The 20,320-nt window shown below is 59.2% G+C and carries 20 protein-coding genes; 13 read left to right on the top strand and 7 right to left on the bottom strand.

The annotated features are described in order from the left end of the window. Nucleotides 1-42: 42 nt before the first annotated feature. A complete protein-coding gene (locus QQK25_RS08260; RefSeq protein WP_148581016.1) occupies nt 43-375 on the top strand; it encodes a hemerythrin domain-containing protein in 333 nt (110 codons plus the stop codon). A gap of 296 nt (nt 376-671) precedes the next feature. Further along, complete coding sequence (locus tag QQK25_RS08255; RefSeq protein ID WP_284187518.1) at nt 672-1,148, top strand: GNAT family N-acetyltransferase; 477 nt, start codon at nt 672-674, stop codon at nt 1,146-1,148. Nucleotides 1,149-1,261: 113 nt separating this feature from the next. Here the strand turns inward: QQK25_RS08255 and cadR are convergent, their stop codons facing one another. After that, the gene (cadR, locus tag QQK25_RS08250) at nt 1,262-1,759 is read right to left on the bottom strand and encodes a Cd(II)/Pb(II)-responsive transcriptional regulator (RefSeq protein ID WP_284187517.1); all 498 of its coding nucleotides are present in this window, start codon (nt 1,757-1,759) and stop codon (nt 1,262-1,264) included. A gap of 113 nt (nt 1,760-1,872) precedes the next feature. Here cadR and QQK25_RS08245 point away from each other — a divergent pair, with 113 nt between their 5' ends. From QQK25_RS08245 to QQK25_RS08230, 5 genes are all read left to right on the top strand, one after another. Continuing rightward, nucleotides 1,873-4,131: a heavy metal translocating P-type ATPase gene (locus QQK25_RS08245; protein ID WP_284187516.1), complete on the top strand. Its 2,259-nt coding sequence runs from the start codon at nt 1,873-1,875 to the stop codon at nt 4,129-4,131. A gap of 30 nt (nt 4,132-4,161) precedes the next feature. Further along, complete coding sequence (locus QQK25_RS23615) at nt 4,162-4,518, top strand: DUF2946 family protein (protein ID WP_342781974.1); 357 nt, start codon at nt 4,162-4,164, stop codon at nt 4,516-4,518. Nucleotides 4,519-4,642: 124 nt separating this feature from the next. Then, nucleotides 4,643-5,935 (top strand): TolC family protein, encoded by a 1,293-nt coding sequence (locus tag QQK25_RS08240; protein WP_284187515.1) that lies wholly within the window; start codon nt 4,643-4,645, stop codon nt 5,933-5,935. Between the two features lie 18 nt (nt 5,936-5,953). Continuing rightward, nucleotides 5,954-7,537, top strand: a complete 1,584-nt coding sequence (locus tag QQK25_RS08235; protein ID WP_284187514.1) for an efflux RND transporter periplasmic adaptor subunit — start codon at nt 5,954-5,956, stop codon at nt 7,535-7,537. Between the two features lie 17 nt (nt 7,538-7,554). Next, a complete protein-coding gene (locus QQK25_RS08230) occupies nt 7,555-10,719 on the top strand; it encodes a CusA/CzcA family heavy metal efflux RND transporter (RefSeq protein WP_284187513.1) in 3,165 nt (1,054 codons plus the stop codon). Between the two features lie 108 nt (nt 10,720-10,827). On the opposite strand, the gene QQK25_RS08225 is transcribed toward QQK25_RS08230, so the two are convergent. Then, nucleotides 10,828-11,400 (bottom strand): hypothetical protein, encoded by a 573-nt coding sequence (locus QQK25_RS08225; RefSeq protein ID WP_284187512.1) that lies wholly within the window; start codon nt 11,398-11,400, stop codon nt 10,828-10,830. Between the two features lie 21 nt (nt 11,401-11,421). Then, nucleotides 11,422-12,078: a helix-turn-helix domain-containing protein gene (locus tag QQK25_RS08220; RefSeq protein ID WP_148581009.1), complete on the bottom strand. Its 657-nt coding sequence runs from the start codon at nt 12,076-12,078 to the stop codon at nt 11,422-11,424. A 73-nt stretch (nt 12,079-12,151) separates the two neighbouring features. On the opposite strand from QQK25_RS08220, the gene QQK25_RS08215 reads away from it, so the two are divergent. The 3 genes from QQK25_RS08215 (at nt 12,152) to istB (ending at nt 14,974) form a co-directional block, all read left to right on the top strand. Then, entirely contained in the window at nt 12,152-12,436 is a 285-nt protein-coding gene (locus tag QQK25_RS08215) for a helix-turn-helix domain-containing protein (RefSeq protein ID WP_169148433.1), read from the top strand. Between the two features lie 249 nt (nt 12,437-12,685). Beyond that, nucleotides 12,686-14,203, top strand: coding sequence for an IS21 family transposase (istA, locus tag QQK25_RS08210; protein WP_148581007.1), 1,518 nt, complete (start codon nt 12,686-12,688; stop codon nt 14,201-14,203). 15 nt (nt 14,204-14,218) lie between these two features. Next, a complete protein-coding gene (istB, locus tag QQK25_RS08205) occupies nt 14,219-14,974 on the top strand; it encodes an IS21-like element helper ATPase IstB (RefSeq protein ID WP_148581006.1) in 756 nt (251 codons plus the stop codon). On the opposite strand, the gene QQK25_RS08200 is transcribed toward istB, so the two are convergent. Genes QQK25_RS08200 through QQK25_RS08185 form a run of 4 tightly spaced genes read right to left on the bottom strand, consistent with a single transcriptional unit; the run spans nt 14,891 to nt 17,897 of the window. Beyond that, nucleotides 14,891-15,532 (bottom strand): E2/UBC family protein, encoded by a 642-nt coding sequence (locus tag QQK25_RS08200; protein WP_284187511.1) that lies wholly within the window; start codon nt 15,530-15,532, stop codon nt 14,891-14,893. The two genes, istB and QQK25_RS08200, sit on opposite strands and share 84 nt — an antisense overlap. Further along, a complete protein-coding gene (locus QQK25_RS08195; protein WP_284187510.1) occupies nt 15,529-16,671 on the bottom strand; it encodes a CBASS cGAMP synthase in 1,143 nt (380 codons plus the stop codon). The genes QQK25_RS08200 and QQK25_RS08195 overlap by 4 nt, the downstream gene beginning before the upstream one ends. Then, nucleotides 16,665-17,666 (bottom strand): CBASS cGAMP-activated phospholipase, encoded by a 1,002-nt coding sequence (locus QQK25_RS08190; RefSeq protein ID WP_284187509.1) that lies wholly within the window; start codon nt 17,664-17,666, stop codon nt 16,665-16,667. The genes QQK25_RS08195 and QQK25_RS08190 overlap by 7 nt, the downstream gene beginning before the upstream one ends. Nucleotides 17,667-17,672: 6 nt before the next feature. Beyond that, entirely contained in the window at nt 17,673-17,897 is a 225-nt protein-coding gene (locus tag QQK25_RS08185) for a DUF2188 domain-containing protein (protein ID WP_284187508.1), read from the bottom strand. Nucleotides 17,898-18,110: 213 nt separating this feature from the next. Between QQK25_RS08185 and QQK25_RS08180 the strand changes: the two genes are divergently transcribed. From QQK25_RS08180 to QQK25_RS08170, 3 genes are all read left to right on the top strand, one after another. Next, entirely contained in the window at nt 18,111-18,572 is a 462-nt protein-coding gene (locus QQK25_RS08180) for a helix-turn-helix domain-containing protein (protein ID WP_284187507.1), read from the top strand. Between the two features lie 2 nt (nt 18,573-18,574). Further along, a complete protein-coding gene (locus tag QQK25_RS08175; RefSeq protein ID WP_284187506.1) occupies nt 18,575-19,444 on the top strand; it encodes an ImmA/IrrE family metallo-endopeptidase in 870 nt (289 codons plus the stop codon). A 424-nt stretch (nt 19,445-19,868) separates the two neighbouring features. Continuing rightward, on the top strand, nt 19,869-20,294 hold the full coding sequence (locus QQK25_RS08170; protein WP_284187505.1) for a helix-turn-helix domain-containing protein: 426 nt from the start codon (nt 19,869-19,871) through the stop codon (nt 20,292-20,294). Nucleotides 20,295-20,320: the final 26 nt, after the last annotated feature.

Here is a 20,320-nt window from a genome sequence, read left to right as displayed (position 1 = left end):
ACTTCCCCAAATGACTCGTTGCTTCAAGCAACGAGCCGTCGCTTGGAGTATCTCGGCCTTCATACACTCCGGGCGACATCCACTGGCGACACCGAGGCGGTTTCTGCCTTATTTGCCCAGTTCATCAACTGTACGTATCGCAGCTATGCATTGGAGGAGCGCTGGCTCAGCGCCTGGACTCCCCTCGATCGGGAAGCTCATGTCCGGGAACACACGCACCTGATCGAACTGACCACCGAGCTATACATGAACTTCATGGCGGATGACCGGCTTACCTGCGCCTCAATACGTCGTGCGCTTGAGGAGGCTTTCTTGCCGCACATCTTCATCAGGGATCGTGCGCTCTTGCCGTGCCACCACACAGTCTCGCCATGATTGCTGGAATGTACGGATTGCGTATATTCTCTTTTCTGTTCTAGTATCTCAATGCCTTCCCTTCGCATGGAAGGCGTTCCTACGTACAGACCCTATGCCATGAAGCAACCTGCTCGCAGCCTTCTCTTGAAGAAACACGCTTCGTCCCTCAAGGCCAAGAAGCGGCTTGTCGTGTCCGTTGAGTCTGTCCGGCCGACACCAGCGGTTCAGGAGCGCGCGGAGCAGTTGGCCGCTGCCGCTCGGCGTGCCAAGGAAGCACATTTCCTGGACAAGTACCGGGTCGCTTTGCCTGGCTGATGCTGACTGACGAGGGATATGGTTACCTCCCCATCACGAAGGTTGATCCGGCGACTCTCGGTACGTTCTCGTGCGGAAAACCTCGTCTAGACGATTTTCTGACGGCACAGGCACTGACCTTGCACGAAGCCAGACTGGGTTTCACCAATGTGGCTTTTCATCAGCATTTTGAAGGCCCGGTCGGGTATTTCACTCTCGCCAACGACGCGATAAAGCTCAACAACTCCGAGAAGTTCGACTTGGGGGTCTATGAGCACATCGAACTTGCTGCCTTTCCTGCCGTGAAGATTGGGAGACTTGCGGTTCACCAGGACCTGCAGCGTACGGGTGTGGGCGCCGCCTTGATGGCGCTCCTGCTTGGTGACATTCTCAATACGGCAGGCTTGTCCGCCGCACGATTGATCGTTGTCGATGCGGATAACGATGAAGCGGTGCTCGGTTTTTACCGAAAACTCGGCTTTGAAGTCAGCCTGTGAGCAGAAGAAACGGCCAAGAACCACGCCAAGAACGCATTCAGCCAGCCACCATCAAGATGTACCGGGACGTATTCAAAGACCTGTGAGCGAATCAGCTACTCTGGGCAGGTCAGTCAGTCCTCACCGTGTTTTTGCTTTCTTTGGATCACATGCCGCCGGCCGCCGGCATGCGTTGCAGAAAGGTGACTCTCCGATACAGAGGGCCCGGCGACCTCCGTCGCCCCGTGCGACAGCTCGTTCAAGATTCCGCAATCGGCCGCCTGTCGACCGTCCCGGCAACATTCTCGGAGTGTCAGCAGCTGTTTTTCCAACTGCAGCAGCTCGCGTATCCGATCGGCGACGTGATCGATATGGGCATCGAGTAACGTGTTGACGTCCTTGCAACTTTCCAATGGGCGGTCCCTGAAACACAGGAGCATCCGGATTTCGTCCAGTGTCATGTCGAGGGAGCGACACCGCCGAATGAAGGCCAGACGTTCAAGATGAACGGCATCATAGATCCGGTAGTTGCCTTCCGTTCGCGCGGCACGCGGGAGCAGCCCTTCGCGCTCGTAGTAACGAATGGTGTCCACCGGAGTACCTGTCTGCTGGGCGAGCTGACCGATTTTCATTGCAGCCTGAAGCCCCGCATGGGCTCAAAAGTGAATTGACGAAGGCGACCACTTTACCCCCTTGACTCTGGAGTTGCTACAGGGTTTCCAATGGCAACTAATAGGAGATCACCATGAAACCATCGCCCATCAGCCTGCAACCCGAGACTCAGCCCTCATCCTGCGAGTGTAGCGGCACGTGTCACTCCCCCGAGGCGCCCTCCACGAACGTGCCTCTGCAAGCCGACGATACGGAAGGCGGTTTGCTGCTTCGCATTCCGGCAATGGACTGTCCTACGGAGGAGAGTGAGATCCGCCGGGCGGTCGAGCATATCGGCGCGATCGGTGGGCTTCGTTTTGATCTGTCGGCCCGCACCCTGCGCATCGATGCGCCAAATGAAGCGCTGCCAAGCATCATCGACGCCATCCGCAAAGCGGGCTTTGCCGCAGAACTCGTCAAACCGGGTACGCCAGCGGGCACAGATCGCGACGGCATTCCACGTGGTATCGCTATTCTTGCGATGGCGCTCGTCCTGGCGCTGGGCGCAGAAGTCCTAGCTTACCTGATGCCCGAAGTGCTTCTAGCCAAGATTGCCGGGATGGGTTTGGCGGCAACAGCGATCGTGATGGCCGGATTTTCAACCTACAGCAAGGGGCTTGCTGCCCTGTCTCAGGGGCGTCTGAACATCAATGCCCTGATGTCGGTTGCGGTCACAGGTGCCTTCGCCATTGGTCAATGGCCTGAAGCCGCCATGGTGATGGCTTTGTATTCCATTGCAGAGCTGATTGAAGCAAGGTCGGTAGATCGGGCACGGAACGCGATCAAGAGCCTGCTCGCGCTCACGCCGGAAACCGCTGAAGTGAGACAGGCTGATGGCAGTTGGGATGTGCTTGCCTCCCGCGACGTGATGCTTGCTGCAGTCGTCAGGGTCAAGCCTGGCGCACGCATTCCGTTGGATGGCGTCGTGACTGCCGGGAGCAGTGCGGTCAATCAGGCACCGGTGACCGGCGAGAGCCTGCCGGTGGACAAGACCATCGGTGACACGGTCTTTGCCGGGACGATCAACGAATCAGGGCTGTTGGAATTCAGGGTGACGGCTCGATCCACTGAGACCACACTGGCCCGGATCATCCACGCGGTTGAAACCGCTCAAGGCAGCAAGGCGCCTATGCAGCGCTTTGTCGATCGCTTTGCAGCCCTCTACACGCCCGCTGTGTTCGTGATCGCGCTGGCCGTAGCGCTCCTGACCCCGTGGTTGTTGGAGTGGAGCTGGTCTCAAGCGCTTTACAAAGCCTTGGTCCTTCTTGTGATCGCCTGTCCCTGTGCCTTGGTGATTGCAACGCCCGTTACGGTAGTGAGTGGGCTCGCCAGCGCAGCACGTCGGGGGATTTTGATCAAAGGCGGCATCTATCTGGAGGATGCCCGTAAGCTGAAGGTCATTGCTCTCGACAAGACGGGGACGATCACCGAAGGCAAACCGAAGCTGGTCGCAACCGAAATCCTGGATCAGACCGTATCCGAGAAAGTGATTTTGGAGTGGGCCGGCAGCCTGGCAGCCCTCTCCAACCACCCTGTATCAAAAGCCATTTCAACGGCACTGGCGCCGTCCGCCACCGTTGTCGATCACTTCATGGCGCTGCCGGGGCGTGGTGTTCAAGGTCGCATCGGTAACCAAGACCTGATCCTTGGGAATCATCGATTGATCGAGGAACGCAAACTGTGCGGTCCTGCCATCGAAGCTCGCCTCGTCGAACATGAGGCCCAGGGGCGCACGATGACACTCCTGGCCAACGAAAGCGGAGTGCTGGCGATCTTCGCCGTTGCCGACACGATCAAACCTCATGCCCGGGAAGCCATCTCGGCCTTGCATACCCTGGGCGTCAAGGCAGTCATGCTGTCTGGCGACAACCAGGCAACGGCTCAGGCCGTTGCCGCACAGGCTAATGTGGACGATGCACGCGGGAATCTGCTGCCTGACGACAAGCTCAAGGCCATCGAAGCCTTGCAGAAAGAATTTGGCCCCACGGCGATGACCGGTGACGGGATCAACGATGCGCCTGCGTTGGCACGCGCCGATATCGGCATAGCAATGGGGGCTGCGGGGACGGATACCGCCATGGAAGCCGCCGACATCGTGATCATGAACGATGATCTGCGCCGTATTCCTGAAGCCATTCGGCTCTCGCGCACGACGCACAGGGTGCTTTGGCAGAACATCATTCTGGCGCTGGGAATCAAGGCAATCTTCCTGGTTCTGGCTCTGCTAGGCAGTGCCACCATGTGGATGGCCGTGTTTGCTGACATGGGGGCCAGCCTATTGGTGGTCAGCAATGGGCTGCGGCTACTACGCCTTGGTCAACCTGACGATCAACCCACCAAGGTTCACGGCTGAGTTGAAACATCTTCCGGTATACTTTTGAACATGCGTTTTTGGGTTGCCCTCCTTCTGGCTGTATTTATGCCGCTCCAGTTTAGCTGGTCAGCGGTGGGTGCTTATTGCCAGCATGAGACCGGGAAAAATGCCGGCCATTTCGGGCATCACAGTCACGAGCACCAAGCATCGAAAGCGGAAACCTCCAAGCAATCTGATTCCGGTGAAGGTGTCGCCATCGACGGAGACTGTGGGCTGTGCCACTACAGCGCCCTCAAGATTCTCGGTCAGGACACTCGCTGCCTGCCTCGGTGCCCGGTGCCCTCAGCACCGGAATCAACGCCAGCCTTCTTTCGCACCCACATCCCCCCAGGCCCCGAACGGCCAAACTGGTTCGCTGCGCTCTGATTCGGCGCAGCGGCCTGCTTTAGTTTTCACTTAGAGCCCGCCTTCAGGCGGCGCCCGCGCCGGATCTCGTTTGTTTCGTCGTCCTGTCGGTTTCTGCCGACGACTGCACAACAAGGAGATTTCAATGCGCACCCCCGTGCCATTCAGAACCGCATTCCCGCTGCTCGCAGTCCTTTTTGCGACCGCATTCGGTGCTCATGCTCAGGCGCCGACATCACTTTCCACGCAAACCGTTGTACTCAATCAGCTCCCCAGCGAAGCCGCTGGTCCGTTGACGCTTGCCGCCGCGCTCGATCTGGCTCTTCGAGCCAACCCTGACATCACCGTAGCGCTTCGCGAACGCGAGGCCAGTGAAGGTACTGTGATCCAGGGGCGTGCGCGGCCCAATCCGTCCATTGAGTTTCTTGTGGAAGACACCCGCACTACGACGCGCACCACGACCGTACAGATCAACCAGCCCATCGAGCTCGCAGGCAAGCGAAGCGCCCGGATTGCGATCGCCGAGCGTGGCCGAGACATTGCCGACATCGAACTGGCCACTCGCCGTGCTGAGATCCGGGCCGCGCTCGTCAGCGCCTTCTTTGACGTACTTTCGGCGCAAGAGCGGACCCGGCTCGCGAAAGAGACCGTCATCCTTGCTGAGCGGGCCACTGGTGCCGTTTCCAAGCGTGTCATCGCCGGAAAAATCTCTCCCGTCGAGGAGACCAAGGCGCGCGTTGCGGAGGCTGGGGTTCGGGTCGAACTAGCCCAGGCGCAAGGTGAGTTGCGGGTCGCCCGTCAGCGACTGACAGGGCTCTGGGGCAATCCGATTCCACGATTCGAACGTGCAGAGGGAGACGTCGATGCGCTTCCTCCAGTGCCGTCCGTCAACGGTGTCGCGCAGCGGATCGAGGCATCTCCAGTCCTGAGGCGGGCTTCAGTTGAGATCACACGACGCGCTTCGATCACGGCTCTGGAGCGCGCCCGCCGCATTCCTGACCCGACGATCAGTGTAGGGGTGAAACGTGTCGAGGAACTTGGCCGCGACCAACTGCTCGTGGGCGTGTCGATCCCGATTCCCGTCCTCGACAGCAACCGCGGCAACCTCCTCGAAGCCCTCAAGCGGGAAGACAAGGCGCGGGATGAACATACTGCCCTGCGGGTCCGGCTTACTGGTGATGTCCTGCAGGCCCGTGAGCGGCTGAGCAATAGCCGGCTTGAACTCGAATCCCTGCGGCGCGAGGTGCTGCCCGGGGCGCAACTGGCCTACGACAACGCAACCAAGGGCTTTGAGCTGGGCAAATTCAGTTTTCTCGATGTCCTCGATGCCCAGCGGACGCTGTTCCAAGCACGTAACCAATACCTGCGTGCCCTGACCGACAGCCATCGGGCCGCGGCCGAAATCGATCGCCTTCTGGCTGATCGTATCTCTGAATAACGCAAGGAGGATTCCAAGATGAATCTGAAGAACATGACGACCCGGATCAGCCGAAAGCACCTGATCGCCGTAGCCCTCATCATCGCCTTTGGCGGTGTGGCAGGTGGCTTCATTCTGCACGGTGGGCAAGGCGCCTCGGAGAGCGAGAGCCATGCCCACACGGAGGAGCATGGGGATGCAGAGCATCACGGCGCCAAGGCAGACAAAGCACATGCCGAGGATGCCTCGCACGGCGATACCGAGCACCATGCCCAGACAAGCGGCCCGGGAGCGCACGGTGGAACGCTCCTCACAGACGGCACGACCCGTGCCGAGATTCAGCTGGATGAAAGTGCTGGCGAACCTATCATGCGCCTCTGGCTTCTTGACAATGGCAAGCCCGTTGCACCTGGCGCCGTCAAAGCCCACCTCACGCTCACCCGACCGACGGGTGAAGTGGAGCGGATGGAGTTTGTTGTCGACAAGGACAGCCTGAAAACGCGGGGGACGATCGCGGAGCCCCACGTATTCGAGGCCGTTGTCGTCGTCGAGACTGGGTCTCAAACTCGCCGCTTTATGCTCAACCGCGAGGAGGGCAAGGTCGAACTCAGTAACGAGCAGATCAAAGCAGCAGGAGTTGAGATCGATAAAGCCGGCTCAGCCCGGATTCGATCTTCTCTGCAACTTCCCGGTGAGATCCGCTTCAATGAGGATCGTACGGCACACGTCGTTCCCCGGGTCGCCGGGGTGGTTGAGAGTGTGTCTGCCAACCTGGGGCAGATCGTCAAGAAGGGGCAAGTGCTGGCCGTGCTGGCAAGCCCCGCGCTCTCGGAACAACGCAGCGAGTTGATGGCAGCGCAGAAGCGTCTGAGCTTTGCCAGGACGACCTACGAGCGGGAGAGGAAACTGTGGGAGGAGAAGATCTCCGCCGAGCAAGACTACCTGCAGGCGCGACAGGTGCTGCGCGAGGCCGAAATTGCCGTCGCCAACGTTCAGCAGAAGCTCACCGCCATCGGTGCCAGTGTAGATGCCGATGGCGGCCTCAACCGCTATGTGCTGCGTGCCCCCTTCGACGGAATGGTTGTGGAAAAGCACATTGCCTTGGGTGAAGCGGTCAAGGAAGACGGCCAAGTGTTCACGATCTCCGACCTGTCCACCGTGTGGGCGGAAATCAGTGTTCCGGCCAAGGATCTGGCCCGGGTCAGGGTCGGAGAGAAAGTCACTATCAAGGCATCGTCTTTCGACTCTACAGCGACCGGCACTGTGGCCTACGTGGGCGCGCTCATCGGCGAGCAAACCCGCACGGCACGGGCTCGGGTGCTCCTCTCGAACCCTCAGGGAAGCTGGCGTCCTGGCCTCTTCGTCAACGTGGAAGTGATCTCTAGCGAAACCGAAGTGCCGGTCGCCGTGCTTTCTGAGGCCATTCAAAACATGGACGGAAAGAGCGTCGTGTTTGTCCGAGTCGACGGTGGTTTTGTGACGCAGCCCGTTCAGACCGGACGCAGTGATGAAGCGCACACCGAAGTCGTCTCTGGCATCAAGGCGGGTGCGTCCTACGCCGCTGCCGGCAGCTTCGTGCTGAAGGCAGAAATCGGCAAAGGCTCAGCTGAGCACGCGCATTAAGGAAAAGGGGAACGATCATGTTTGAACGCATCATTCGCTTTTCCATCGAGCAGCGCTGGCTCATCCTTCTGGCCGTTTTCGGGATGGCTGCGCTGGGGGTCTTCAGTTACCAGAAGCTTCCCATCGACGCCGTGCCCGACATCACCAATGTCCAGGTCCAGATCAATACCCATGCTCCTGGTTACTCCCCGCTGGAAACCGAGCAGCGGGTGACCTACCCCATCGAAACGGTGATGGCCGGGCTGCCCAACCTGGTCCAGACACGTTCCCTGTCCCGCTACGGTCTGTCTCAGGTAACGGTGATCTTCAAGGATGGGACCGACATCTACTTTGCACGGCAACTGGTGAACGAGCGGATTCAGGACGCCCGGGACAAGCTGCCTGCCGGTATATCTCCGGCCATGGGGCCGATATCGACCGGGCTCGGCGAGATCTACCTGTGGACTGTGGAAGTAAAGGAAGGGGCCAGGAAGCCGGATGGCAGCCCCTACACCCCCATCGACCTGCGGGAGATACAGGACTGGATCATCAAGCCACAACTGCGCAATGTGCCGGGCGTGACGGAAATCAATTCCATTGGCGGCTATGCCAAGGAGTATCAGGTCGCTCCCTTGCCGGAACGTCTGGCGGCCTACGGCATGACACTGCAGGAGATCGTCACGGCGCTGGAGCGCAACAACGGCAACGTCGGGGCCGGCTACATCGAAAAGCGAGGTGAGCAATACCTGGTTCGTGCGCCCGGACAGGTGAAGACCGAAGAGGACATCCGTAACGTCATCGTCGGTACCGCCCAGGGCCAGCCGATCCGCATCCGCGACGTGGCCGAGGTCGGCATTGGCCGTGAGCTGCGCACCGGGGCTGCCACCGACAATGGCCGGGAGGTAGTGCTCGGCACGGTCTTCATGTTGATCGGCCAGAACAGCCGGACGGTCTCCCAGGCCGTGGACAAGAAAATGGAGGAGATCAACCGCAATCTGCCCGCCGGGGTGGAGGCGGTCACCGTCTATGACCGCACCACGCTGGTGGACAAGGCCATTGCCACGGTGAAGAAGAATCTCCTGGAAGGCGCCATTCTCGTCATCGCCATCCTTTTCCTGTTCCTCGGCAACATCCGGGCCGCACTCATCACCGCCTGCATCATCCCGTTGGCGATGCTGTTTACCTTCTCGGGCATGGTAGCCAACAAGGTGAGTGCCAACCTGATGAGTCTCGGTGCGCTCGATTTCGGCATCATCATCGACGGTGCGGTGGTGATCGTCGAGAACTGCGTACGCCGGCTATCCCATGCTCGGGCATCCCTGGGCCGCCCCTTGAACCGGACGGAGCGCTTCCACGAGGTTTTCAAGGCATCCCGTGAGTCGCGTCGAGCGCTGCTTTTCGGGCAACTGATCATCATGGTGGTCTATCTGCCGATCTTTGCCCTGACCGGCGTCGAGGGCAAGATGTTCCATCCGATGGCCTTTACCGTCGTCATCGCGCTCCTGGGCGCGATGATCCTGTCAGTAACCTTCATCCCTGCCGCGGTTGCTCTCTTCATTGGTGACAACGTCTCCGAGAAGGAAAACCGCTTGATGCAGTTGGCCAAGGAAACCTACGCACCCGCGCTCCAGTGGGCCATGAACGCCAAGCCCGTCGTGCTCACGTTTGCCCTCGTGACGGTGATTCTCAGTGGTCTGATCGCTACGCGAATGGGGAGCGAGTTCATTCCGAATCTCAATGAAGGCGATTTCGCCATCCAGGCCCTTCGCATCCCGGGTACCAGCCTGACGCAGTCGGTAGCCATGCAGCGGCAGTTGGAGAGCCGGCTGAAGGAGAAATTCCCGGAGATCAAGCGCGTCTTTGCACGGACGGGTACGGCGGAAATCGCTTCGGACCCGATGCCGCCCAACATCTCGGATGGCTACATCATGCTCAAGCCCGAGAAGGACTGGCCGGAGCCCAGGCGAACCCGCGACGCCCTGCTTGAAGCCATTCAGGCCGAAGTGGCCACCTTGCCTGGCAACAACTATGAGTTCTCCCAGCCCATCCAGCTTCGTTTCAATGAGCTGATCTCCGGGGTCCGTAGCGACGTGGCTATCAAGGTCTTTGGTGACGACATGGACGTTCTGAACGAAACGGCCACGGAGATCGCCGCCATGCTTGAAAAAATCAATGGCGCCTCCGAAGTGAAGGTAGAGCAGACCACCGGCTTGCCGGTACTGACCGTTCAGATCGACCGGGAGAAGAGTTCCCGTTATGGGTTGAATGTCGGGGACGTGCAGGATGCCGTGGCGACGGCGATCGGCGGGCGTGAGGCTGGGACCCTCTTCGAGGGCGATCGTCGTTTCGACATTCAGGTTCGTCTTCCCGACAACCTGAGAAGTGATCTGGAGGCGATCAAGCGACTGCCGATTCCGCTGCCACGTGGTGGGGCTGTTGGAGATACCCGAGCGAACTTCATTCCTTTGGCCGAAATCGCCACCCTGGATCTGGCCCCCGGACCGAATCAGGTCAGCCGGGAAAACGGCAAGCGCCGGATCGTGGTGAGTGCGAATGTACGCGGGCGGGACATTGGCTCGTTCGTCGGGGAGGCCGAACAGGGGCTCGCACGAATCAAGGTAGCCGCAGGATACTGGACAACTTGGGGAGGAACGTTTGAGAACCTGCAGTCAGCCACGGCACGTCTGCAGGTCGTCGTACCCGTCGCTCTGCTCCTTGTCTTTGTGTTGCTCTTTGCCATGTTTGGCAACATCAAGGACGGACTGCTGGTGTTTTCGGGCATCCCGTTCGCCTTGACCGGGGGCATCATCGCCTTGTGGCTGCGTGACATTCCCCTTTCCATTTCGGCAGCAGTGGGCTTCATCGCCCTGTGCGGCGTTGCTGTGCTGAACGGCCTGGTGATGATTGCCTATATCCGCAGTCTGCGCGAGGAAGGCCAGGCGCTCGATCCTGCGATCCACGAAGGAGCCTTGACCCGCTTGCGCCCCGTTCTGATGACGGCATTGGTGGCATCCCTGGGCTTTGTCCCGATGGCGATCGCAACAGGGACAGGCGCGGAGGTACAGCGCCCCCTGGCCACTGTCGTGATCGGTGGCATCCTCTCATCGACCATTCTCACCCTGCTTGTGCTGCCGCTGCTGTATCGCTTGGCACACAGCTCGGATGAGGACATCGGAAGGGATGATTCGCCTGGGGCAAGCTGATATTTTCCTGAGCGCTCATTCGCTCAAGCCTGCCAGCCGTCAGATAAAACAACGGCCTGCAGGCTTGCAGCGAATCAGGTCATTCACCCATAGCTGAATGCCCGCCTGCTAGGAGCGCATCGCGGCTTTGACCACCCCGGCCCGCTTCAACGTTCGCCAAGGCGCCAGCAATAAGCTGTTCAGCATGCAGGCGCCCCCAAACCAGAGCCCGGAGATAATCAACTGTCCCAAGGCCTGCTTCCAGGCCGGCGCATTCGACGCTGCAATCTGCAGCGTCATCGCCAGACAGAAGAAGCTCAAGATAGACACTTGGATCCAGCCTGCCGCCGGCATCAGTCGGCTGGGAATCAGCTTCGCTTCCGTTCGTGTAACTTTCAACTGACCAGACCGATGCAGCCAACGAACCTCCCGGTCGGTCAGATCATGTTTTTTCTGGATTTCCAGCACCTGCTGACGTGCTACTTTGGGCGGTTCAAAACCAAAGCGGTACCGGAAGAAGTTTGAATTATCCAGCGCCATGCTGTTTCGTTTTTCTTGCGTCCATGTAGCCAGCACGAGTTTGATCGAGCCAGGGATGAAATACTCGTTGTAGTCTCGGGTGGCCTTGCGCTGTTCGCCAATGAGGTTGATCTGGATGCTGTCTTGTGGGGCCGACTGCTGCTCTTTCATGGTGACGTTCACTTAGCGTGGTTGGAAACCTTTTCAACCCTCGTAGTAGTCTCGGCCCGCAATGCGCTGCGAAGGGATGACATTAATCTGGATCGTCGGCCCGGCCGAGCGTGCCAAGGCGGCCATTTTGTCGAGGGGTTTGCGTGCCTCGAAGTGGGCTACGGCGGCGGCGAGCAGATTGCGTAGCTGCGCTGACGAATCTTCGGTCCACAGATGGCCGTTGTAGAGTTCGGTTGCAAGATCTGCATCGGGATCGGTTGGCGCGATTCGACTGAGGAAGGCCTGCAGGTCTGGGTCAGCAACCGCCTCGTTCAGACGCCCGTCACGAATCAGCAACAACAGCACCTTGGCGATTGGGTCAGCGTCAATGACCGCCGCGCGGGCAACCGCAATCTGGAGTCGGATCGTCCTGAGCAGATCCAGGTCAATGCCACTGCCGCCGCGCATGGTTCCGTCGCCGGTTAGCAGCCAATCAATCGAAACCCTGAACACCGTTCGGACTGCATGCAGGAACTCCGCACCGGGTTTTTTCAGCCCACGGGCGGCGTCGCTGGTGAAGCCTGCCGAAACACCCAACCTGCGGGCAAATTCAGCTTGGCTCAGGCCCGTGTGCGAAATCACATGGGTCAGCCTCGCTGCAAAGCCTTCCAGGCCAGCGCTTGAGCTGTGGGAAGATGCTTGATCCATCATTCTCTTAAGGCGTATAGTTGTCTCTATAGATAATGCACTGTCTCTCTTAAAGATAGACTACTCTTGAATGCCGATGAAGTCACTCCGCTCGGTCATGGACGCTGTAGAGATCATTTATCGCCTTCGCCGCCTTGGTAAAAGCCAGGCGCAGATTGCTCGCGACTTGGGTGTCACCGGGGGCGTGGTTAATAACGTTATCCACGACCGGATCACCGCATACGAGGTGGCAAGTCATATTGCGGGTTTGTTGACATGCAGGATCGAGGAGCTTTGGCCCGCACGCTATACCTTCAAGCCGCGCGGGCCGTCAGCCCATCGTGGCGTTCAAAAGGAAGGAACGCCATGGCCTGATCAATAATCGAATTGTCAGGCCAGGAAAAGCAAAGCCCCCAGAGCTGACACTCAGGGGGCTTCACAGAACTGCTTGAAGTGGGGACTTCATGGCGGATTCTGCGATTCCCAAGCCCGCCTGTCAAGGCCGGGCGGCCTTAACCATCTCCCAATACATATCGCCGATCACGTTGCGAGAGCAGCGTGCGTCGGCCCGACCTGGAGAAATGGCTGGCTTCTGTCGGCTCGGCCTCCCATGGCAAACCGGAGAATCGCAATGAGAAAAATCCGTCAGGTATTGCGCCTGCATTTTGAAGAGCAACAGAGCCGTAGGTTGATCGCCCGCAGCCTAGGCTTATCCCGCGACGCCGTTTCCGACTACATTACCCGCGCAGCGGCTACCCGTCTGCCGTGGCCATTGCCTGACGACATGGACGATGCGGCATTGGAGCACCGGCTGTTTCCACCGGTGGTAGCACTTGCCCCCGCGCGTAAGCCTGAGCCAGACTGGCCCAAGGTACATCAGGAACTAAAGCGCAAGGGCGCGACCCTTCAGGTCCTGCATGAAGAATATTTGAGTGAATATCCCAACGGTATTGCCTATAGCCTGTTCTGCCTGCGCCACAGGGAGTTCACTCAGACGCTGAAACGCTACATGCGGCAAGTGTATGTGGCCGGAGAGCGCGTCTTTGTTGACTACGCTGGGCCGACGATGACTGTTGTCGATCCCGTGAACCGAACAATGCGGAAGGCGCAAGTCTTTGTCGGTGTTCTGGGGGCATCGAATTATATTTACGCGGAGGCCCACTGGTCGCAAAGTTTGACGGACTGGATTGCCGCCCACTGCAGGATGTTTGAACACCTCGGCGCCGTGCCTGCCGTAATTGTGTGCGACAACCTCAAATCAGCGGTCATCAAGGCCAGCCGCACGGATCCTGTCATCAACGCCACGTATCAGGACATGGCCGATCATTACGGCACACTGATTTTGCCTGCACGCGCTTACAAGCCGAAGGACAAAGCCAAGGCCGAAAACGGCGTCCTGATCGTGGAACGTTGGATCATGTTCCGACTGCGCAAGCGGGCGTTCGGCGGCCTTGCCGAGTTGAACGAGGCAATCCGAGCTCTACTGGTAGAGATCAATGCCCGTCCGTTTCAAAAGCTGCCAGGCTGCCGTCAGAGCAATTTTGAAACTATCGATCGTCCCGCGATGCGGACGTTGCCAGCGACGCCCTATGAATATGCTGAATTCCGCAAGGTTCGCGTCGGACTGGACTATCGCATCGTTGTAGACGAAGTTCCCTACAGCGTCCCGTTCAACCTGGTTCGGCAAGAGGTAGAGCTTCGCCTCACTGCGGCGGTAGTCGAGGTACTTCACCGCGGCAAACGGGTGGCAAGCCACGCACGCAGTAACGGTACCGTGCCAGTCATCGATCCGCAGCACATGGAGGCGGCCCACCGTCATTTCGGCTTGTGGGGAGCAGACCATGCACTGGAATGGGCTGTGCAGACGGGCGCACATGTCCACCGTATCTTGGAAGCGATGCTTGTTGGGATGCGAACCCGCGAACAGGGGTATCGGGCACACAACGGGCTGAAGCGTCTGGCTAAGGATTTCGGTAACGAACGGCTCAACATGGCCTGCCACCGTGCGATAGAGATCGGCGCGCCATCCCTGTCGAGTGTTCGTTCAATTCTACGAAACAATTTGGACCGTCAGCCTGCCGAATCGCAGGATCGTCGGGAAGCCAACTTTGAGCACCCGAATCTCCGGGGCTCGGACTATTACAGTTAAGCGAAGGATTGACGAATGCTGACGAACGACACGATGCGCAAGCTCAACGAACTGAAGCTGTTTGGCATGGCCCGAGGTTTTGATAATCAGCTAAGCAGTGCTGCGGCGGCCCACCTTGCTTTTGAGGAGCGCTTGGGCCTTCTGGTGGACCAGGAGGTTACTTACAGAGAGAACCGGCGCTTGAAGCGTCTGTTGCAGGTGGCTAAGTTGCGAGAGAGTGCCTGCATGGAGGATATCGACTATCGGGCGGGACGCGGACTGGATCGCAGTGAAATGGCCTCGCTGGGTCAGTGCAACTGGGTTCGCCATGGTATCAACATGATCATCACCGGAGCGACGGGCGGGGGCAAGACTTGGCTGGGTTGCGCACTGGGAAATCAGGCATGCCGGCAGGGGCTGACGGTAACGTTCCAGCGGTTGCCCCTGCTTCTTGAAGAACTGGCCATATCTCACGGAGATGGGAGTTTCTGCAAACGCCTGAGTGCATTGGCAAAGGTAGATTTGCTGATCTTGGATGACTTCGGGATTGCAGTGTTGAACGCTGTCGGACGCAATGATTTACTGGAGGTGATTGAGCAGCGTACTGGAAATCGCTCGACGCTGATTACCAGTCAGTTGCCAGTGGATCGGTGGCATGACTACTTGAGCGGGGGGAACCCGACGATGGCGGACGCGATTCTGGATCGATTAGTGAGCGGAGCGCATCGGATGGAACTCAAGGGGGAGTCGATGCGCCGGTTGCGGGGAAGGAGCGCATCGCTCGGCACATGAACGCCTGTTTTTGTAACGGAATTCAGAACCCGCCGACCTGGCGGGTTTTTTTATTGGAATGGGTGGCGGTTTTGCGGGTGGAATGGGTGGCCGGCTTGGTGTCGTTACAGGTGGAGGGTTTCGATCGTTATGTGTGGCTGAGTTGGGGTGGAATACGCACCAATAGGCGAAGAACTCTTCCGCGAGATCTTCGATCATCTCCCCCTTCATGATCTGCCCGAACACGACGGCCGCGCGTTGCAGGCACGCAAGGGACTGCCCGACAGGATCGTAGATGTCCAGAACGACCGTGCCCTTGGCGAGATAGCAAAGTCCGCCATCTGCGCCAAAATGAGGAACTGCTGCGGGCAGCTCATGAGGGATTTCCAGCAGCCGGATGCGAGGCAAGTCGAAGAACGTGGGGTCGAGATGGACTTCGCACGGCCAGCCTTTGTCCGCTTGCGGCGGCATCAACCGCCCATGCAGTCTGAACCAGCCGTCATCCGTCTTACCGACGAACTCGAAGCCTCGCTGCTTGAAGGCCTCGATTACGTCTGCGACCGCTGCGGCGCTGTTCATCCAGCCTTCGTTCGCCCGACAAGCTCGCTCGGACCGGCCGTGGCCGGGGCCGCAGCAATGGTGGCGGCGACGGATACCACCTTGACCCGATCCGGGTCGTTCGGAAAGCGCGGGCCGAACTCGCCCCGCATCCAAATGCAAGCCTGTGAAGGGCTGCCGGCGCCGGTGGCTCCGCGAAGCACCTTTTCAAATTCTTCGAACGCCTTTGCAGCTTCTTCGACCCCCGTTTTGCCGAGCCGCTCCGTGAGCGACTCGGACTCTTGCACGGGGTTGTTCACCCCCGCACGCAACCGGGCCGGCAGCGCCGCGACGACATCCAGCAAGGCTAGGTCGTCGCGCCGATCGCGTTTTTCGAAGAGCGGGGCTGCGGCGGCCATCAACAAGATCGAAGCAGGCCCGCCGCTGGACCACCTCCAATCACGGAACGCCTTCAAGTAGCGAATCACGCGGCGGAACTGCTCCCCCTTGGCCTCCACCTCGCCCAGAAACCACTCTTTCACGGGTCTGGGATCGGAGCGCATCCAGTTGCACTCACGATGGGCCAGGAGCACCTCGTCAGCGGGCAGCGCTGTCCAAGCATCCCGCTCCGCCATGTTCACCGCTTCCGTGAGGGAGTCATAGCCATATCGCTCCATCGAAGCCTTTGCGAGCATGACAAATTCTTCGTCGGGAATGGCGTATAGAGGAATATCAATGTGGGCATAGGCGGCAATAACGATGCGGATGCACGTCGGCTTGTCGGTGACAAGCTTCCACCGCCTTTCCTCGACCAGCGGCTTCAAGGCTTCTTCCGCAGCGGCAAAGAACACCGTCGCCGCAGTGCTGGGACGCTTCGTCTGCGAGACGAAACTCATTGGCAGATAGCAACCGTCATCCACGTCGGCCTGCTGCGGACGTTGCGCCGGCGAGTTCAGCGTTTTGTATGCCCAGGAACCTTGAGTGAAGAACCGTGGCTGCGGCACGTCCTCCGTGTAGCCGCTCGCCCTAAGCACGCGGGGGATGCCCGTGCGCAGGCAGTTTCTTACATCAGTGCGCGCGCTGGCGATCCAGGCGCGTTGGTCAGGCGTCAAATCCAACTCGTCATGCATGCACGATTCGTCATCAGCAGTGGTAAAAAAAAGCGGGCTCAGGTTCAGCATGCGGCCTCCGGAACATTCTTGTTGGGGCCGTGATAGAAGATGGGGGCGCCGGCCTGGTGCGCTCGAAACGGTTGGAAGAGAGGATCGCCGAGCGCACGCTGCGCCGCGTGGTTGCCGCGATCCTTGAGCGTATTCGTGGCGCCAACGGAAACCCGATCTAGCGCCTTCACGTCCTTGCTCTGATCTGGCGTCGCCTTGTCGTCGATCTGGAAGTAGTTGCTCCCTAACGTCTGCCGCAGCATGTAGTCCACGGACGATTCCTGGGCGGAGATCACTAGGTCGAAGAGCCCCCCGCGCCACTTACCGAATCCGCGGTCAAGGCTGGCGCCGCCACGGACGGTTGCACCGATCGTCATCGTGCCGATTGAGAGAACCCGAATCAGCGCATCCTGATTGGGCGCCAGGAACGTCTTGACTTCGTGCAACCCGAACAGGCCGGGGGCGTTGCCTACCAGCCCCCCATCCGCGAAGACTCCGCGGTCGTTGCGCGCCAGAGGAAAGTAGACGGGCGCAGCAGCGGTCGCCAACGCAACATCGACAATCTTCATGCGGTGATCCAACTCAAAGGAAGGATGGTGAGGCGTCTTGAAGAACTGCCCGCGACCCGTCGAGTAGTTGACTGTCGGCACAAGAACACGATGTTTCAGGTTGCCGATCGTGGTGCCTTGGAAGCGCTCGGTCAGCACTTCTCGCAATCCTGCCGAGTCATGCTTTGCGGTCAGCCAGAATCCCAGAAGCCGCCTTGGAAGGCTGCGGCAACCAAAAATGCGGCTGCCCTCGTCTTCAAACAGTGCTTTGAGTTCGTTGGCCGGCATTTCTGCAGCCAGCCCCAAAGCCAGCATCCCTCCTGCCGATGTGCCGCAAATCAGATCGAAGTGCGAAGCGATGGGACGGCCCAGCACGGCTTCGAGTTCGGCGAGAACCGTGGCCGTGTACAGGCCGCGATAACCACCCCCTGACAGGGCGAGCACATGGTAGGTAGGGATGCCCGTCATGGCACTTCAGCCCTTCGGCGGGAAGGAATCGTTGCCGTGGCTGTCCTTGTCACGGATACGGCCATCGGGGCGATGGATGACGAGTTCGGACTGCTGGTTGCGTGCGATACCCCTCGCTGCGTCAATAGCCTGTTGCTGAGTGTCGTGCACAGAGGTCGCCCGCTGGTTGCCCTCCCCCTTGACGGCCCAACCGTCCTGATGAGGAACAACGTGCTGATTCTTGCCTGCCATGATGGATCTCCTACAGTGGAACTATCGAAGTCCCAGCCGCTCGGCTGGGTTGTCAACGGCCGCCCGCTGTAGCACAATTCGTTGCTCACACAGACAACAGGAAGGCCGAGCCAATACAACTTGGAGCAGGCGTAAAGCCTACGTCTGTTGTCTGGCTGGACAACAATGTATCAGAGCGCGTGCGCCAATGCAACTGGCGTGCGGCGCATATGTTTGAACATCAACTCGATGTGGGGGCAACAGAGGGCTTGCCCCTTCTTCCCGCAACCGCAAGGATCAGAACTCATGCCGCAAACAGGCCTAGGCGTCGCCCTCAAGACGCTACGCGAACGCAGAACCCTTTCCCTGCGTGAGATCGGCCAGCTATCGTCAGTTGATCATGCTTATGTCCACCGTCTCGAAACAGGCGAGAAGACAAACCCATCCCAAGACTTGGTTGAAAAGCTGTTGAAGGTTCTCAAGCCGGGAGAAAGAGATGCCGCAATCGTGATGTGGCTGGTTGACCACGCGGACGCTGATCCAAGCCTTGTTGAATTCGTGCTACAAGATCTCTCGATCAGCATCGATGTTTTTTCTGCCGCAGCTGGAGTCAGGCATCGGGGAAATGCAAGGCCTGACCCCGCGACGCTCATCGCCCGAATCAAAAAGGCCTTCGACGACGACGAGGACGACTGAACATGGACGAGGCGGATGTCAGGCAGAGAGCGCGCGCGTTTGTCGCGAGAGTCGATGTTTCGAACATCCGAGAAGACCTGTCCCCGTATGTGACCGCGGCTAACGCCAAGGTCAAGAAGGATGAGCTTGGCGTTGGGGAGTCTGGCTATACCGTTACCAAGCCGAACGGGAAGCACATCATCACTGTGAATTCGCTGGAAACCGAAGAGCGCCAGCGCTTCACTGTCTGCCACGAAATAGCTCATATCGTGCTCGGCTTGGAATCAAGTCACGACGAGGTGCCGTCATGGTCCTATGCAAAGCGACATCCGAACGAGATCGCCTGCGACACGTTTGCCGCTGAACTACTGATGCCCTATCAGCAATGGCTCTACGCTGTTCCCAAGGAAGAGCCCTCCCTGGATCTCATCCAACACATGGCCGACTTGTTCGGCACATCATTCCCTGCAGCGGCGTCAAGGTTTGCCAGTCTTAGCGATATGCCGTGCGCATTTGTCACCATGGAGCGCGGTGCGGTGCGGTATGCCGCACGCTCAACGGCCTTGCGGCAAGCAGGGGCCTGGATACCTCCCAGGTCGGTCATTCCAGCAGGCTCCGTGGCTCACCGAATCCGCTCTTCAGGGAATAGCGCTACTGAGACGGGGGAAGTTTCACAGGACGTCTGGTTCGACAACTGGGGAAAGGGCCTCGACCTCTGGGAACTTTCAAGACATTACCAGCGCACCGATACCACCATCTCCTTGCTATGGTTCGACAGCGACGATTTGCCGGAGGTGGAGGTAAACCGCTTCGGCGCGCGTGTCAAAGACGATGGTGGCTTGGCTGAACTCACGGGAGAGCTGCCATGGCCAGGGCGAAAACTGCGCCGTTAGCAGGCCGATGCAAAACCCAAAGAACCCGCTCCAGCAATGCCCTTCGCCGAGAGTCTCTTGATGGCCGGGTCCGGCTATTGCCTGAAGTGGCAAGCGGCCGTTGATCTACTCGGCGACTGAAGGGCAGTCGTCCGGCACTTTGCCGACAGAGTTTCGCCTCAGGCCCAACGGTAGCATGGGCGAGAAGCGGCCAGCATGCTCGCGGGAGCATTCTGAGGAGTGGGCGACCATTCAACTTTCGCACGCGAAAGTTCGCCAACTCACTCTTTCGCTCTCGGCCCGTCTAAGCCCCTGAAAACCCGCCATCTTCTCAGGAGCATACTATTGACCGTCAATAGTTTCAATAAAATCAACGTGTTATATGTTGACCGATGGATCGTAGAAACGTACCTTATGGGTCATCCCACATACGTTCTCTGGTTCCATGAGCCCCTTCGCTCACCATCTCCACGAGCTGCGGATGCGCCACGGCATCCGACAGAACGAGCTCGCTGAGCTGATCGGGTACGACCAGACCTACATCTCTGCCTTGGAGGTGGGACTCAAGGGGCCGCCGACTCCGGAGTTCGTCGACAAGCTGGTTGAAGGGCTTGCTTTGTCTCGCACCGAAGAGGCTGCCCTGCGCAGCGCCGCCGAGGTCTCTGACCGCAAGCTCGTGCTCGATGCCGACTCCCATCCCGAGATTTACCTGATGCTAGCCGCCCTGAAGCGGCGCCTCCGTGAGCTTCATCCGGCTCAGGCCCGCATGATTCGGGAGCTTGTGGATCTGCCGGATACCGTCCGGCAACAGGAGCACGAGCCTGTGAAGCGCCTGCGGCGGCGTAAGACTGAGGAGGACGCCAGAATGTAAAAACGGGCCAAACCTTTCGGCCTGAC

The sequence above is a fragment of the Zoogloea oryzae genome (genome assembly GCF_030161255.1).
Lineage (GTDB): Bacteria > Pseudomonadota > Gammaproteobacteria > Burkholderiales > Rhodocyclaceae > Zoogloea > Zoogloea oryzae.
Note: the sequence above shows the minus strand (reverse complement) of the source record. Positions and strands in the feature narration are given on the sequence as shown.